Annotated in this window: 11 protein-coding genes; 9 read left to right on the top strand and 2 right to left on the bottom strand. The window is 35.3% G+C overall.

Annotated features, from left to right (window positions below; translation table 11 throughout):
• Positions 1-2: 2 nt before the first annotated feature.
• The gene (locus BOQ62_RS11360; protein ID WP_129039558.1) at positions 3-1,466 is read left to right on the top strand and encodes a DUF262 domain-containing protein; all 1,464 of its coding nucleotides are present in this window, start codon (positions 3-5) and stop codon (positions 1,464-1,466) included.
• Between the two features lie 47 nt (positions 1,467-1,513).
• On the opposite strand, the gene BOQ62_RS11355 is transcribed toward BOQ62_RS11360, so the two are convergent.
• The gene (locus BOQ62_RS11355; protein WP_129039556.1) at positions 1,514-1,924 is read right to left on the bottom strand and encodes a helix-turn-helix domain-containing protein; all 411 of its coding nucleotides are present in this window, start codon (positions 1,922-1,924) and stop codon (positions 1,514-1,516) included.
• Between the two features lie 293 nt (positions 1,925-2,217).
• Between BOQ62_RS11355 and BOQ62_RS11350 the strand changes: the two genes are divergently transcribed.
• From BOQ62_RS11350 to BOQ62_RS11335, 4 genes are all read left to right on the top strand, one after another.
• On the top strand, positions 2,218-2,721 hold the full coding sequence (locus tag BOQ62_RS11350) for a hypothetical protein (protein ID WP_129039554.1): 504 nt from the start codon (positions 2,218-2,220) through the stop codon (positions 2,719-2,721).
• Positions 2,722-3,628: 907 nt separating this feature from the next.
• Positions 3,629-6,367 (top strand): AAA family ATPase, encoded by a 2,739-nt coding sequence (locus tag BOQ62_RS11345; protein WP_129039552.1) that lies wholly within the window; start codon positions 3,629-3,631, stop codon positions 6,365-6,367.
• A complete protein-coding gene (locus tag BOQ62_RS11340) occupies positions 6,367-7,749 on the top strand; it encodes a 5-methylcytosine restriction system specificity protein McrC (RefSeq protein WP_129039550.1) in 1,383 nt (460 codons plus the stop codon). The genes BOQ62_RS11345 and BOQ62_RS11340 overlap by 1 nt, the downstream gene beginning before the upstream one ends.
• A 475-nt stretch (positions 7,750-8,224) precedes the next feature.
• The gene (locus BOQ62_RS11335) at positions 8,225-9,361 is read left to right on the top strand and encodes a 1-acyl-sn-glycerol-3-phosphate acyltransferase (RefSeq protein ID WP_129039549.1); all 1,137 of its coding nucleotides are present in this window, start codon (positions 8,225-8,227) and stop codon (positions 9,359-9,361) included.
• 62 nt (positions 9,362-9,423) lie between these two features.
• On the opposite strand, the gene BOQ62_RS11330 is transcribed toward BOQ62_RS11335, so the two are convergent.
• On the bottom strand, positions 9,424-10,473 hold the full coding sequence (locus BOQ62_RS11330) for an alpha/beta fold hydrolase (protein ID WP_129039547.1): 1,050 nt from the start codon (positions 10,471-10,473) through the stop codon (positions 9,424-9,426).
• Between the two features lie 316 nt (positions 10,474-10,789).
• On the opposite strand from BOQ62_RS11330, the gene BOQ62_RS11325 reads away from it, so the two are divergent.
• The 4 genes from BOQ62_RS11325 to BOQ62_RS11310 all read left to right on the top strand — a co-directional run bounded on the left by BOQ62_RS11325 (position 10,790) and on the right by BOQ62_RS11310 (position 15,522).
• Complete coding sequence (locus BOQ62_RS11325; protein WP_129039545.1) at positions 10,790-11,773, top strand: L-histidine N(alpha)-methyltransferase; 984 nt, start codon at positions 10,790-10,792, stop codon at positions 11,771-11,773.
• 86 nt (positions 11,774-11,859) lie between these two features.
• Positions 11,860-13,029: an ergothioneine biosynthesis protein EgtB gene (gene egtB / locus BOQ62_RS11320; RefSeq protein ID WP_129039543.1), complete on the top strand. Its 1,170-nt coding sequence runs from the start codon at positions 11,860-11,862 to the stop codon at positions 13,027-13,029.
• Between the two features lie 10 nt (positions 13,030-13,039).
• A complete protein-coding gene (locus BOQ62_RS11315) occupies positions 13,040-13,960 on the top strand; it encodes an ABC transporter ATP-binding protein (RefSeq protein ID WP_129039541.1) in 921 nt (306 codons plus the stop codon).
• The gene (locus BOQ62_RS11310; RefSeq protein WP_129039540.1) at positions 13,957-15,522 is read left to right on the top strand and encodes an ABC transporter permease/substrate-binding protein; all 1,566 of its coding nucleotides are present in this window, start codon (positions 13,957-13,959) and stop codon (positions 15,520-15,522) included. Before BOQ62_RS11315 ends, BOQ62_RS11310 begins: the two co-directional genes overlap by 4 nt.
• The last annotated feature ends 56 nt before the right edge of the window (positions 15,523-15,578 follow it).

Here is a 15,578-nt window from a genome sequence, read left to right as displayed (position 1 = left end):
TCATGAAATTAAAAGAAAGCATACCCTCAAATACTTTAAAAATTATAGAGTTATATAATAAAATCGAATCTGGACTGTTAGATACTTCTCCAAAATTTCAAAGAAAATTGGTTTGGAAAAAACAACATAAATATTCTTTCATTGAAACAATATTAATGAATTTTCCATTTCCAGAAGTATATATCGCTAGTTCAGATATAGATGTTGTAAGTTTACAAAGTAAGGAAGAAGTTGTGGATGGACAACAGAGATTAAACGCAATAATTGACTATATCAAAGGAAGAAATGATTTCCAAAATCAAAAAAAAATCCCATCTTTTGACTCATTAGACATTGATGTTAAAAAGGAATTTTTAAATTACCCTGTTTCTGTTAAAGATCTAAAAGATATTGGACCTGAAAATGTTAAAGAAATTTTTAGAAGAATAAATAGTACAGAGTATTCATTAAATTCCAATGAGATTTTGAATGCCCAATATGGGGATGGGGAGTTTGCAATATTTTGTAAACAGTTAGCTGATAAAAATTTTAATGCTGAGGAGGAAATGACCGAAATTATAATTGATAAAGAAAAAAAAGATTTTGTTACTTCCTTTTTTTCGGAAAATAATATATTTTCGGAGAATGATGTGAAAAGAATGTTTGATTCACAATATTTGATGCTTATATCATCAACTATTCTAGAAGAAAAATACTTTGGAAGAAACTTAAAAATTGATTATTACTTAGAGTCTTATAATAGTCAATTCGAAAATTATTCTAATGTTTTAGATAAAATAATAAACTCATTGAAGATTATAAAAAATCTAAAATTCCCTAAAGGCAACTATTGGTATAATAAGCCTAATTTATTTACACTAATTATAGAACTTCAAAATATTAATTTTGATGATTTAGTATTTGATAAATTAGAAAGAGAACTATTGGATTTGGAAGAAAAGGTTGATATTTATTTTAATGGTGATGAAAAAGATCTTGAATTATTATCACCTGATGAAACTAAATTCTTTGAAGTTTCAAGACAAGGCAGCCATGAATTCAATTCAAGAGAGCATAGAGCAAAAGTTGTAAAAAATATTATAACCAAATCATTAAAAACACAAGAAAAAGAGGATCCTATTAATTTAAAAGATATTAAGCAAGCAATAATTATCCCTACATTAACAGGTCTTACTAAAAGTATTATGGATGCTACGTCTATGGTGCGTGATTTTTTGAAACAAAATAATATTCATGATTATGAGACTCAAGAATTTGGCCCTCAACATAAAGTAAAAATAAATGGTGTTTTTGTAAAACAAGATAAAACAGAGATACCTACTGTCATTTCTCTTTATAGATCTAATGGTAGGGGTGACTATAGAATGTGGTTCACAGATCTTAACAATTTTGCGAAAGCAGAAGATAGGCTAGCAATTACATTTGATGATGGACAAGTGAAAATATATAATATCACAACAGATTAATCATAAAAAAGGTTCAGCACACGCTGAACCTTTTTCTATATCTTAAGTTACCCCTTCTCAATCAACTTCTCCAACCTCCCCATCATCTCATCCTTCTCCTTCAGCATCCTCTCATAAAGAGCAATCTTCTCATCATGCAACTGCACTATTTTTTCAATAGGGTGAAAATTAATTGTACCGTAATTAAATGAATTACTGAAAGCATTCTCCCCAAACGTATTAGAAATAATGTTCACAGCCTGCTCCTCATCAAAATTCTGAAATGCTTCCACCGGAATTTTCAATACTTCAGAAATTCTTTTCAGTAAAGGGTCTTCAATAATTTCTTTCTGTTCCAGCAGAGAAACTTTCTTCTGGTTCCAGTCGTCCCCAAGGTCAAGAGCTAACGCCTCCTGCTTGATGCCCAGCATTTCTCTGAATCGTTTTACATTGCGTCCCTGATGTATTGTATGTTCCATGATAAATCAACATTTATGAAGTTTTAAATATAGAAAAATATTTATAAAAATTACCCTTTAGAAACAGTATAATTACAATGGATGTTCATTCTGTTTTTCTTTAGGAACAGAGAATCTATCGTCTTTCACAATTTTCTTTTTTTCACCCTCTTTTTTTCATCAAAAAGTGATAAATACAAAACGTCTTTATATTGTTTTAATTATCTAATGAACGCCTGTCAAAAAATTCACTTCTTGTTGATTTTTTATACCCCATACTCATTATATTTGAAGTAACAACAAAACACAATAGTATGGCACTAGACAATTTAATCAGCATCAGCTTTTCAGCAAATGATTTAGAAACCATTGACAAAGCTATTCAGGACATCCAGACTGTCCTTACAGGAAAAACCATCAATCTTACTCCGGATCAGAGACAGCAATACGGGAGAATTGCAGAACAAAACAAACTCTTTGTGAATAAAGCCAAAAACTACATGGAACAATATGTTCAACATGTTCCCGGGTTTATTGATAAAGCAGAATTCGATAGAGATTATGAAGCCAGAGAACAGATAGAGCAAAGGCTGCAACTGTTGGATTCCTTAGTAGAACAACTGGCTGATACCAAAGTTTTGCTGGATCACGACAATTATCATAACGCCATCAGTTTCTACCGAAATATCAGATTTCTTTCTGAAGAAAACGTTCCCGGTACCAATGTAATTTATGAAGGAATGAAACAGTTTTTCTCATCAGGAACCACTCCGGGACAACCAGAAGTTCCTCCATCCTCTTCCACCGACAATCAGTAAGGATTAATGTAGAAAGCCAATATACTTTTTCTTAGAGCACGTGAAAGCGTGCTTTTTTTGTGGTTACAAGTCTGCTTGCTTTAGTTGGAAATCGCAAAGACGCAAGATCTTATCATAAACACGTTTTTTAAGGCGCAAGGATTTTATCTCCGATAAAATGGTATACTGCATTAATCCTTGCTGAAAATCCCACATTGAGCGAAGTCGAAATGTTCTTGCTCCTTAAAAAACATATAAAGATGAAAAACCTTTGCGCCATTGCATTCAAAACAAATACAGAAACAATTTCTCCTGCAAGTTAGAGCGAAATAAAAACACAAAGATTTTATAGATTGGAATGTATAATCAAAGGGTGCAAAAAATGGAGGCTGCATCTCTGATGAAGCGATGTGATGATGAGAATACTTCTTAGAATAGCATTTTAGTCCTTCTATCCCCTTCATTAACCCTCTCGAGGTACTTCATCAACGGTATTCAGCCCCTTTTCTACCCCTCTCTACCCCCTTGACTAAAGGTCTATCCCCCCTTACATAACCTTCTATCCCCCCTTAGACAACCCTCTCTCCCCCCTTGTGTAAGGGGGTAGAGACCCTTCATAAAGTGGGTCCAGGCCGTTCGGAAGTCCCTCCAGAGGCTTTGGAAGGGGGTAAAACTGTTTTTACTCACGATTGATGATGACTTTTAGAGAAAATTTACGTTTTCCCGTAAACAGAAGCTAAAGTTTTTTCATATCATTGTAACAAATAAAACTACAAATCCATGAAAATAGTACACTTAATGACATGATCTATTTATACTTAAAATATAAATTCAAAATCTCCGTAATTTTTTAACACCAATATTATTTTTATTCATTAGGTTTTATACTTAAAACCTAATTTAGAAATACTATAATAAGCTCTATATTATGACTACCAAAGAGTATTTAAATTCTTTTAATAAAAGTTTTGAAGAAATAACCACTCAATACGAAGAAGCTTTTAATGAAGTTGTAGAAAATGAAAAAATCGTTAGCTGGTTTGCTCCACTTGAAGAAAAGCTACATCGATTACAAAATTCCACCACTGAAAATATCATTAGAGATGTAATCCGAAAAATACAATCTGATGAGCTATTTGATATAACTGACACAGACAATTTATCCCTATATATTGCTAAGATCAATTCAATTGTAAAAGTTGCAGATCGTATTAATAATTTTAAAGAAGGAACTATACTTCCTGAGAATAAAACTTTACGATTATTTGAATTATTCAATACCATTAAGAATTGTAATACGATAGAGGATTTTAATTTAGAATTGAATACCAATCTAAAATCTTTTATTCCTCATCTTTTTTCTATAATTAAGCATTGCCAAGCACCTGATCAATATCCTATACATTACAAATTTTGGAAAAATATTTGTCAAGAGGTACTGAATATTGATAATGATTATACTTCTATATGTTCATTTTATCGAAGCTTTCCTCTCGAAGATAGAAGTCTACTTGTTACTTCATATTTTGGAACCATTGCCAAAATTATCATATTAGATCTACCAGGTAATACAGAAATAAATGCGAAAGAAGTTTCCAGTTATCTTCGGAAAAATGTAATAAATCTAGAAGGATACATCTTAATGCTAGATGAGGCAGACCGTATTATCAATTCTAATAGTCCTATTAAATACTGGCTATATGCTCCGGGAGAAAATGCATACAAATGGAGTGAGTTTTATAAGGATGGGATAATGGCCTTGGGATGGGATGATCTTGGAAATTTAGCGCAGTACCGAACCAAAAAAGATATTAACAATAAACTTGTAGAAGTATATGGTGGAAAAGCTAATAAGCCTCATGATTCTTCTGCCAATTTTGATTTTAAAAACACCATCAATATAGGAGATTGTATTATTGTCAAAAGAGGACGTAGCGTACTGCTTGGCTATGGAGAAGTACAAAGCGAATATACCTTTGATGATGAAAAGGATGATTATAAACATTGCCGCAAAATTGATTGGAAAGGAAGAGGAGAATGGAGCATTGATCAAACTTTAGCATTAAAAACATTAACACAAATAAGTAAGTCTACTTATCAATCACTATTAAAAAAAATGGATAAAAACATGACAATCAATTATAAAGAACAATATAGAGTTTGGTTGAAAAGTGGTCGAGAAAAAGAAACAGGAACATCTGGTTCTTATGTAAGAGCTATAGAGCTTGTATCACAAAAGATCAATCAGGATCTTTTTGAGAGTGACGATATAGAAAATTTATCATTTCTCTATAATGACACAAAAGCGGAACAGAAAAATCCGGAAAGCAAATATTATCATGCAGAAGCTCCTTCATATGCAATAGATGGTTATTATTCGGCTGCTATTGGGGAATATAAAAGATTTCATCAATCTTTACAAACAAAAAAAGAAGAGAACCAGCACCTAAAGCTATTAGAATACAAGAAACAAATCATCCTGCAAGGCCCTCCAGGAACTGGAAAAACCAGACAGGCAAAAGAACTGGCTGCACAGCTATTAAAAATTAAGAATGCAAAGCATTTAAAAGACCATCCTCAGTTTAAGCTGATTCAATTTCATCCTAGTTATACTTATGAAGATTTTGTAAGGGGAATTGTCGCGAAGCCAGATGAGGAAGGAAATGGTATTATCTATGAAGCTGAGAATAAAGTATTAGGAGACTTTATCAAAAAAGCATGTGATCATACTCAGCGTACAGGGGCAATTTCCAATTCGGCTTGGATGGAAGAAATGTTTGAAGATTTTAAAAACTCTATAGAAGAAGAATTGATTGCCAATGATTATAAAATACAACTTACCAATAAGCTTTATCTTACTCATGTGGGAGAAAGTTCTTTTCACATTTCAAGTGATGGATGGAAAGGCGATCGTTTAAAATTCAGTGAAATAAAAAAACTTTATAATTATCAGATCACCAGCAGAGAACAAACCAAACAGTATGATGATCTTGCGAAATCAGTTTATCATAGAACCGCTTATTATTTCCCAGTTGTAGAGAAATTAAGAACATTTTTAAAGGATAAGCCTGCCCCTGTACCAGTTAATGACGACTTATCATCTAATTCAACAGAAAATTATGTATTGGTTATTGACGAAATAAACCGAGCCAACCTATCATCTGTTCTTGGAGAACTTATCTACGCCCTTGAGTATAGAGGTAAGACTGTAGAAAGTGTGTATGAAGTAGATGGAAAAAGAGACTTAGTTCTTCCTTCCAATCTTTATATTATTGGAACTATGAATACGGCTGATCGTAGTGTGGGGCATATTGACTATGCCATAAGAAGACGTTTTGCATTCGTGAATATTCTCCCTAAAAATTTGAATGAAGATAATAGCATTCATTTTAATAGTAATGATTTTGAAAAAGTATCACAATTATTCACAACAAAAAATGTAAGCAGTGAATTTGAAATTAACGATGTTAAGTTGGGGCATAGTTACTTCATTGCTGAAAAAGAAGATCCGGAAGACCATCAGAAGAGGGATGAAACCTTTAAGATGAAGATGAACTATGAAGTGGTTCCTATCTTATTGGAGTATGTAAAAGATGGTATTTTGGTGGGAACTCATGAAAATCAAAACATTAAAGACTACATCAACGATCTGAAACTGAATAATTAATGGGAATATTAATTTCAGAACACAAAAGCTTTTTAATTAAAAGAATAGATGCCGGAGAGTCTTTCACCGATATAAAAGGGAAATTGCTCCATCTTTACGATGATTCCTTTCAATCTTTTACAACATTAGAAAGCAAAAAATTCAATCATCAATCTTTTTCTTTTTCAGTAATGAAAGAGCAAAATCTGTGTAAGATTAAAGCAGATTATTATGTAGGGGTAGATTGGCTGGGAAATACAGGAAGAACAATTTATGTAGAGCCTAAATTGAATTCATGTTTGTCTGAGTACTTTAATACCTGCTTAAATTGTGATGAAGAATCAACTGAAATTCCTGAACAGTTTGAGAATAAGGAAAAGGCAAAAACTCATGAAGTAAATTATCTAAGTATTCTTTTGGAGGTGATGGCATTGCCACAAACAGCCAGCTACTCAAAAGATGTCATTCAAATAGATTGGAATGCAAAATATATTGAAATAGATCAAAAAGATGATCGTTTAAGTCCTTTTCTTATCATACAATTTTTGCAACATTTAAGAACTATTGTACGAAAGGGTTTGAAAAAATCTTATTATAAAAAACAAGAAAACCTCAACAGTAAAATTAAGGGTAAAGTATTGGTAGGCCAGCATATTAAAAATAATGTTTTAAAAAACAGGCTTACCTCCACTTTTTGTGAATTTCAGGTGTTTGGTGAAGATCATTTAGAAAATAGATTCTTAAAAAAAGTATTGCAGTTTGCCACCAGCTATATTGAAAATAATCCATTATTATTCTATTCCAATCTAGAATCTATCAAACATATTTTAAGTTATTGCAGACCTGCATTTGAACATATCAGTTCTGATGTTGATGAGTATTATTTAAAACATATTAAAAAGAATCCTTTTTTCAACGAATATGGAGAAGCACTAAGAATTGGACAGTTTATTCTGAAACGTTTTTCGTACACCATTACAAAAACAATGCAGAAAAAAATAGAAACACCTCCTTTCTGGATTGATATGCCTAGACTGTTTGAGCTTTATTTTTATTATCAACTAATAAAAGCAAACCCTGGAGATGAGAAATATATTCACTATCAATTCAAAACCTACGGAAATCACCTGGATTTTCTGATCAGTAAACCCGGTTATGAAATGGTGATTGATACAAAATATAAGTTAAAATACACGAAAAGTTATATTCATCTGGATATTCGCCAGGTTTCAGGGTACTCCCGCTTAAAGAAGGTTATCACCGAAATGAAAAGTAAGAATAAGGATTGGAAAGAAGATAGCATTTTAGATTGTCTGATTATTTATCCTCATCTTCACCAGGCTGATGAAGATCATTGCAATAATCCTCCGTCGTTATTACATAATTTTCAATTGAAAATATAAAAAAGCAATTTGATAATAAGGAGAATCAGATTGCAGCTTATCACAAAGTATTTAAATTAGGAATAAATTTGCCTGTAAGCTAGTAAAAAAGCTTAATGATAATGAAGGTTTAAAATAATGTGAATATAATATTTAGATTCCTACGGAATGAAAAGGTTCATGCTGATAAAACATATATGGATATTTATTACTCCACACTGTAATACAAACTATCCGCTTAGACTATCCACACAGTTTGTCATTCCGCAGGAATCTCAATAAACACGCTTAATTTAGGCTAAAGCCAAAAGAAGGAATGTTTTCTTATTTAAATGAGCTAAAGCCCATTTCTATTGAATTTATGCAATTGGCTAAGATAAAAGAGAACTATCAAATCTGAACTCCTACGCCCTTCATAATACTTTAACACGCATTATACCCATTCCCCAGATAAATTTTCGTTCTTTTGCAAAAAGTTTTAATTTTAAATAATCGCATGTCGAAGTTTGATGAAATCCGGTATTTCTATGATCATGAAGTGAATGAAAGATTAGCGGATGTTGCCCGTGATCCTATGATGAAAGCATTCATGAGCTTTACTTTTCCTGATACGGATGAGCAGGTATGGCTGGAACAGTTTAAGAATGTTCATTCCATCAGTGATTTTCAGCATCAGTTTGTGGCTTATGCTGTACGTCAGATTCTTGCAAAAAGTTCCGAAGGATTAACGACTTCAGGCTTCGATAAATTGGATAAAAAGACCTCTTACCTTTTCATATCGAACCACAGGGATATTGTTTTAGATACCTCCCTGCTTAATCTTGTATTGCTGGAAAGTGGTCTTATCATGACGGCTTCTGCCATTGGTGACAACCTTGTACGCAAAAAATTTCTAAATGTTCTGGCTAAACTAAACCGCAATTTTTTGGTACAAAGAGGTTTGTCCCTGCGTGATCAGCTTACCAGTTCACAGAACATGTCTGAATATATTAAAATGCAAATTTTAGAGGAAAACCGTTCTGTATGGATTGCCCAGCGTGAAGGCCGTACCAAAAACGGAAATGATGCCACCCAGCAAGGTGTTTTGAAAATGCTTGCTATGGCAGCAGGAGATCAGTCTCTAACGGGTTATTTCAAAACATTAAAGATTGTTCCTATCTCTATTTCCTACGAATACGATCCTACTGATTCTTTAAAAATGCCTCAACTGTTGGCTCAGCATAGAGACGAGGAGTACGTAAAAGGAAAAAATGAGGATTTTACCACCATGCTCAGCGGAATATTAGGACAAAAGAAACGCATTCACCTGCATGCCGGTGATGTTATTAATACTGAACTGGAGGAAATTGCAGCTTCCATTGATAATAAAAACAAACAGCTGCAGGCCATTGCTCAGGTAATTGACCGATCCATTATAAGCAATTATAAGCTTTGGCCTACCAAGTATATCGCTTACGACTTACTTCACAATACTGATACTTACGCAGCCGAATATACGGAACAGGAAAAACAGCTATTTATCCGCAGACTTGAAATGCGTATTGACCCGTCTGATCCGGTTTCTAAAGAGTATTTCTTAGCCATGTATGCCAATCCTTTGGTGAATAAGCTGAAACTGGAGGAAGGCTTATAAGAAGAATTTACCATTGATAAAAATAACAAAGCCCACTGCTGTTGAGTAGTGGGTTTGTTGTATTATTTGGTTTGTGACATAGAATCTACCTCTATAATCGCATCTGCAAATGCTTTGGGAGCTTCTTGTGGCAAATTGTGTCCAATTCCACCTGTAATCGTATGATGTACATATTTGCCTGTATATTTGAACGCATAATTTTCAGGGGCAGGAAATGCTGCTCCGTTGGCATCTCCTTCCAGGGTAATTGTAGGGACTGTAATAGCCGGAGATTTTGCCAGTTTGGCTTCAAACACATCATATTGTTTTTCTCCTTTTACCAATCCTAAACGCCAACGGTAGTTGTGAATCACAATATCAACATGATCAGGATTATCAAATGATTGGGCAGAGCGTTCGTAGGTCTGGTCATCAAAAGCCCATTTTGGTGAAGCATTTTTCCAGATTAATTTGTTAAATGCTACAGTGTTGGCTTGATATCCTTTATACCCTCTTTCCGTTGAAAAATAATACTGATACCACCATAGAAACTCAACATTAGGCGACAGCGGTTTTTCATTAGCCTTTGGACTTCCTATTAAATATCCGCTTACCGCAACCAATCCTGAGCAGCGTTCAGGCCATAGTGCTGCCATAATATCTGCTGTTCTTGCACCCCAGTCGAAACCTCCAATAATAGCTTTATCAATTTTCAGGGCATCCATAAAAGCAATGATATCCAACGCCACAGCACTCTGTTGGCCGTTACGTTTTGTATTGGTTGACACAAAAGTAGTGGTTCCATACCCTCTTAAATAAGGCACCAAAACTCGGTAGCCTTTTTCAGCGAGTATTGCAGAGGACTGTTCAAAGCTATGGATATCATAAGGCCATCCGTGAAGAAGAATGACAGGTTTTCCGTTTTCAGGTCCTATTTCTGCATAACCGACCTCCAACAGTCCGGCTTTGATTTTCTTTGTATTCTGAAAAGCCGATCTGACAGCTGCGTTTTCCAGTTCTTTTTCGCCAGTGGTAGTATTCTGTCCTTTTAGAGACCATAATCCTATTCCCATAAAAACAAACAGGGATAAAATAGATTGTATTTTTTTACTGAAATTCAATGTGGTATTCATAATAGTGATGTTTTGTGATGGTAAAATTATGGTGAATCAGAGATAGAAATAAGGGTAAACACTTTGAACAGGTCATATTGAAGGGGGAATCCTGATTTTCCGGCGTTAAAGCAGACAGCATTTCTTCGTTAGCATTTACTATTAAAAGAGAGCATTTATGATGGATAAAAAATACCACATCTGGTAAAAAACAAGATGATAATCATTCTATTAAAAGTAAAATTGCTTATATTTAATTAGATAAAAGCAAAGAATTTTCATGCTGTAAAAGGCAGGATCATTGCAATAATCTACAAAACCACACAAATTAAGTTTTATGAATGTACAGTTAGACCCCCACTCTAAGAGTGAAAAGAATGCTGTTGACCATTTCCGTTCAGATGTTTTGAACGGACTAAAGAATACACCTAAAAAATTATCTTCAAAATATTTCTACGATAAGATCGGCGATCATCTTTTTCAGAAAATCATGGCCATGCCTACTTATTATCTGACCCGTTGTGAACTGGATATTTTCAAAAATAAAACAGATGAATTGATTGATCTGCTTATTCCCGGAGACGAATCTTTTGACCTGATTGAATTAGGTGCGGGAGACGCCATGAAATCAACCTATTTACTGGAACAGCTGATCAGGAAAGGGATTAACTTTACTTATATGCCGATTGATATCTCAGGAAATATCCTTTCCATCCTCCACAAAAAACTAAATACCCAGTTTCCGGAAATGAAAATTACCTGTCTGGAAGGGGATTATTTTGAAATGCTTCAAAAGGCAGCTTCATTATCAGACCGGAGAAAAGTGGTTTTATTTTTAGGAAGCAATATCGGGAATATGACGCCGGAAGAAGCTGAAGATTTCTGTCTGCATCTGAATAGCAATCTATCACAGAACGATCGTGTATTGGTAGGATTTGACCTTAAGAAAAATCCGCACATTATTCTGGATGCATATAATGATAAAGAAGGAATTACCGCTTCTTTTAATCTTAATCTTCTGACCCGTATCAACAATGAACTGGGTGGTAATTTTGATGTGAAACAATTTCAACATTACCAGACTTATGATCCTGTTACGGGAGCATGCAGAAGCTTTCTGATAAGCCTTATCATTCAGGATGTGACCATTGGCAATACCAAGATTTATTTTGAAGAAAATGAACTTATCGACATGGAAATTTCACAGAAATTCTCTCCTGAAAGGATCAGAGAATTGGGTGAAAAATCAGGTTTTACCATCACAGGAGAGATCAAAGATTCTAAAAAATGGTTTGTAGATTCAATTTGGCAGGTAAAATAAAAAGAGGCTATACAGCATATCTGCAAAAGTGAAAAAATACAATCATGCTTCTTTCATTGAACATCAATCCTTAAAAACTAAAAGACATGACACCAGAGATCACCACAAAAAATATGACTAAAAAGTATAAGGACATCCGCAGACGTTCTGAAGAAATCTGTGCTCCGCTGGAAATAGAAGATTATGTGGTACAGCCCATTGTAGATGTAAGTCCTCCGAAATGGCATCTTGGTCATACAACCTGGTTTTTTGAGGCTTTCATTCTTTCTCCACATTTTCCGGATTATAAGGTTTTTGATCCTCAGTATAATTTTGTTTTCAACAGTTACTATGAGACGATCGGGGCACGGGTCATCCGGACAGACCGTGGAAATCTCAGCCGCCCTTCTGTTTCGGATGTATATCAATATCGAAAATATGTAGATGAGCATATGGAAGCATTTCTTCAAAGCTCATTCCTGACCGAAGATCTTGAACCTCTTTTGGAACTGGGGCTTAATCATGAACAGCAGCACCAGGAATTATTAATCACTGACATTAAATATATTTTAGGACATAATCCGCTTTTCCCGGCTTATACAAAAGAAAAGTCAATCCAAAACAATTCCGGAAATCCAGAAATGCTTAGGTTTTCTGAAGGGGTCTATGAAATTGGATTTAAAGGAGAAGGATTTTGCTTTGATAATGAATTAGGAAGGCATAAAGTATATCTCCCTGACTTTGAGATTGCCAGTCAGCTTGTCACAAATAATGAATATTTGGAATTTATGAAAGCAGGCGGCTATGAAGATTTCAGACACTGGCATGCTGAAGGATGGGACTGGGTGAAACAGAATTCCGCAAAATCTCCATTGTACTGGCATTATATTGAAGACCAATGGATGCATTACACACTCAAAGGATTACAGGAAATAGACCCGAATGCTCCATTGTGCCACATCAATTTCTATGAAGCCTCTGCTTTTGCCTCCTGGAAAGGAATGCGTCTGCCCACTGAAGAAGAATGGGAAACGGCTTCAGATTATTTTGACTGGGGAACACGCTGGGAATGGACGAATTCTGCTTATCTGCCTTATCCTCATTTTAAGAAAGAAGCAGGCGCTGTAGGGGAATACAACGGAAAGTTTATGATCAATCAGATGGTTTTAAGAGGTGCTTCGGAAGCTACTCCTCCGGGACACAGCAGAAATACCTACCGTAATTTTTTTCAGCCCAGTTTAAAATGGCAGTTCACAGGAATCAGACTTGCTCAGTAATTTTTTACCGATGATCGCAGTAGAATCAATCTCAAAGAGTTTTAACGGAAAAAAAGCGGTAGATCAAATTTCTTTTCAGGCACTTGATCAGGAAATCCTTGTTCTTTTAGGAACCAGCGGGTGTGGGAAAACCACTACGCTTAAGATGATCAACCGTCTCATAGAAGCAGACTCCGGAAATATCTTCATAGATGGTAAAAACATCCGTGATGGGAAACCCGAGGAACTGAGGATGGGAATTGGCTTTGTCATGCAGCATTCCGGATTATTTCCCCACTATACAATTCAGCAGAATATTGCGGTAGTTCCTGAACTATTGAAATGGGACAAAAAGAAAACTGAAAGAAAAACGCATGAGCTTTTGGCTAAACTTCACCTTTCTGAAGAAGTTCTTTCCCGATTTCCCCACGAGTTAAGCGGCGGACAGCAGCAGCGTGTGGGTATTGCAAGGGCATTGATTGCAGATAATCCCGTTTTGCTAATGGATGAACCTTTCGGAGCGCTTGATACGATTACCAAGGCTGATATTCATTCGGAATTTAAATCGCTGGAAGAGCTTAAAAGTAAAACCATCATATTGGTTACCCACGATGTACAGGAAGCTTTTGAACTGGGCCATCGGATTTGTCTGATGGATCAGGGAAAAATTGTACAGAATGGTACCCCAAAAGAAATACTTTACCATCCTGCAACCGATTTTGTCCGTGATTTTTTTGCTGAAAACCGACTTTTATTGGAATATAAAGTAACAGCTCTCCATCATATCAGTCCTTTTCTCACTTCGGAAAACTCCTACTCCACCCCAGACGGCAAAGACAATACAAGTGTGTGGGATATTTTACAACAATTGAGTTCTGACCATCAAAATGCTGAAGTTTATGAGGAAGTGGTGAGAGCATTTAACCATTATAGAAAATCACAGATGGTATGACGCAGCAACAGAGTCTCTGGCAATTTATTGCTGAACAGCACGAAAAACTGACCACCCAGATCATTCAGCATCTTGGGCTTACCTTTTTGTCTCTGCTTCTGGCAATTATTGTTGGAGTACCTTTAGGAATACTGATTTCCAGAAAAAAGAAGCTTTCCAGTCCGGTGCTGGGCATCGCAGGTATTTTACAGACCATTCCGAGTATTGCATTGCTGGGATTTATGATTCCTGTTTTCGGCATTGGCCCGAAGCCAGCCATTGCAGCTTTATTGATCTACGCTCTTCTTCCTATTATCCGAAATACCTATACCGGAATTACTGGGGTAGATCCGGCAGTCATTGAGGCAGCCAAAGCCATGGGAATGAACAGAAGCCAGCTTCTTTTTAAGGTGAAACTTCCTTTGGCCATGCCGGTGATCATTGCCGGTATCAGAACCGCTGCGGTTATTAATGTAGGAGTGGCTACGCTGGCCTCTTTTGTGGCAGCGGGTGGTTTGGGAGAGTTTATCTTCGGAGGAATTTCGCTTAACAATACGAATATGATTCTGACTGGAGCTATTCCGGCAGCATTATTGGCTGTTTTTCTTGATCAGGTTATTGCCATCATCCAGAAATCGGGTTATCAATTCTTTCAAAAACTAAAATATATTCTTCCCGTTATTCTTATTATTCTGGGCATTGGATATCTTCTGACTTTTGTGTCACACCAAAAGATTAAAGCTGGTTTCACACCGGAATTTATGGGACGACAGGATGGGGATATCGGCCTTCGTTCGGTATATGGACTTAATGTAAATCCTCTTGTGGTAAGTGATGCGATTATGTATAAGGCTGCTTATGAGAAGGAGCTGGATCTGATCAGCGGATATTCTACAGACGGCAGAATAAAAGCGTATGATTTGTATGTACTGGATGATGATAAAAAAATATTTCCACCTTATTATGCAGCTCCCATTATCAAGACCAAAACGTTGAAAAAATTTCCGGAACTGGAGAAAACCTTAAACCTATTGGCCGGAAAGTTCACAGATTCTATTATGACAGACTTGAATTACAGAGCTGATCATCTTCATCAGACTCCTGAAAAGATTGCAAAGGATTTTCTCATCAGAAATAATCTGTATAAAAGTTCCAGAAAAGGAAATTCAGGAACTGTCAGAATTGGTTCAAAAATCTTTGGTGAACAATATATTCTTGCAGAAATGTATACGATGCTTATTGAGGGATATACAGATTATAAAGTGGAAACGAAAACAGGGTTAGGAGGAACAAAAATATGTTTTGATGCCTTAACAAATGATGCCATCGATTTTTATCCTGAATATACGGGAACCGGACTTCTGGTACTTTTAAAGCCTACTGAAGAGACCATAAGAAATGTTTCCAAAAGTCCTGCTACAACCTATCAGTATGTGAATTCAGAGTTTAAAAAACACTATGGCATTCAATGGCTGAAACCGTTGGGGTTTAACAATGCCTATGCCCTGATGATGCGGAAAAAGCAGGCTGAAGAACTTCATATCAAAAGTATCTCTGATCTTACCCATTATTTTGATAAATAGTTCTGTGAAACCAATCAGTTTTTTCAAAAATAGTATCTTCGTACCTTAAAAAATTT

Origin of the sequence: Chryseobacterium sp. CH21 (assembly GCF_004119445.1) — a bacterium.
Taxonomy (GTDB): domain Bacteria; phylum Bacteroidota; class Bacteroidia; order Flavobacteriales; family Weeksellaceae; genus Chryseobacterium.
This window is presented reverse-complemented; position numbering and strand designations above follow the sequence as displayed.

Excerpts from the sequence above, each read along its gene's own strand:
- BOQ62_RS11345 (WP_129039552.1), top strand. The coding sequence starts at position 3,629 with ATGACTACCAAAGAGTATTTAAATTCTTTTAATAAAAGTTTTGAAGAA.
- BOQ62_RS11335 (WP_129039549.1), top strand. The coding sequence starts at position 8,225 with ATGTCGAAGTTTGATGAAATCCGGTATTTCTATGATCATGAAGTGAAT.
- BOQ62_RS11355 (WP_129039556.1), bottom strand. The coding sequence starts at position 1,924 with ATGGAACATACAATACATCAGGGACGCAATGTAAAACGATTCAGAGAA.
- BOQ62_RS11325 (WP_129039545.1), top strand. The coding sequence starts at position 10,790 with ATGAATGTACAGTTAGACCCCCACTCTAAGAGTGAAAAGAATGCTGTT.
- BOQ62_RS11310 (WP_129039540.1), top strand. The coding sequence starts at position 13,957 with ATGACGCAGCAACAGAGTCTCTGGCAATTTATTGCTGAACAGCACGAA.
- BOQ62_RS11315 (WP_129039541.1), top strand. The coding sequence starts at position 13,040 with ATGATCGCAGTAGAATCAATCTCAAAGAGTTTTAACGGAAAAAAAGCG.
- BOQ62_RS11350 (WP_129039554.1), top strand. The coding sequence starts at position 2,218 with ATGGCACTAGACAATTTAATCAGCATCAGCTTTTCAGCAAATGATTTA.
- BOQ62_RS11340 (WP_129039550.1), top strand. The coding sequence starts at position 6,367 with ATGGGAATATTAATTTCAGAACACAAAAGCTTTTTAATTAAAAGAATA.
- BOQ62_RS11330 (WP_129039547.1), bottom strand. The coding sequence starts at position 10,473 with ATGAATACCACATTGAATTTCAGTAAAAAAATACAATCTATTTTATCC.
- BOQ62_RS11360 (WP_129039558.1), top strand. The coding sequence starts at position 3 with ATGAAATTAAAAGAAAGCATACCCTCAAATACTTTAAAAATTATAGAG.
- egtB (WP_129039543.1), top strand. The coding sequence starts at position 11,860 with ATGACACCAGAGATCACCACAAAAAATATGACTAAAAAGTATAAGGAC.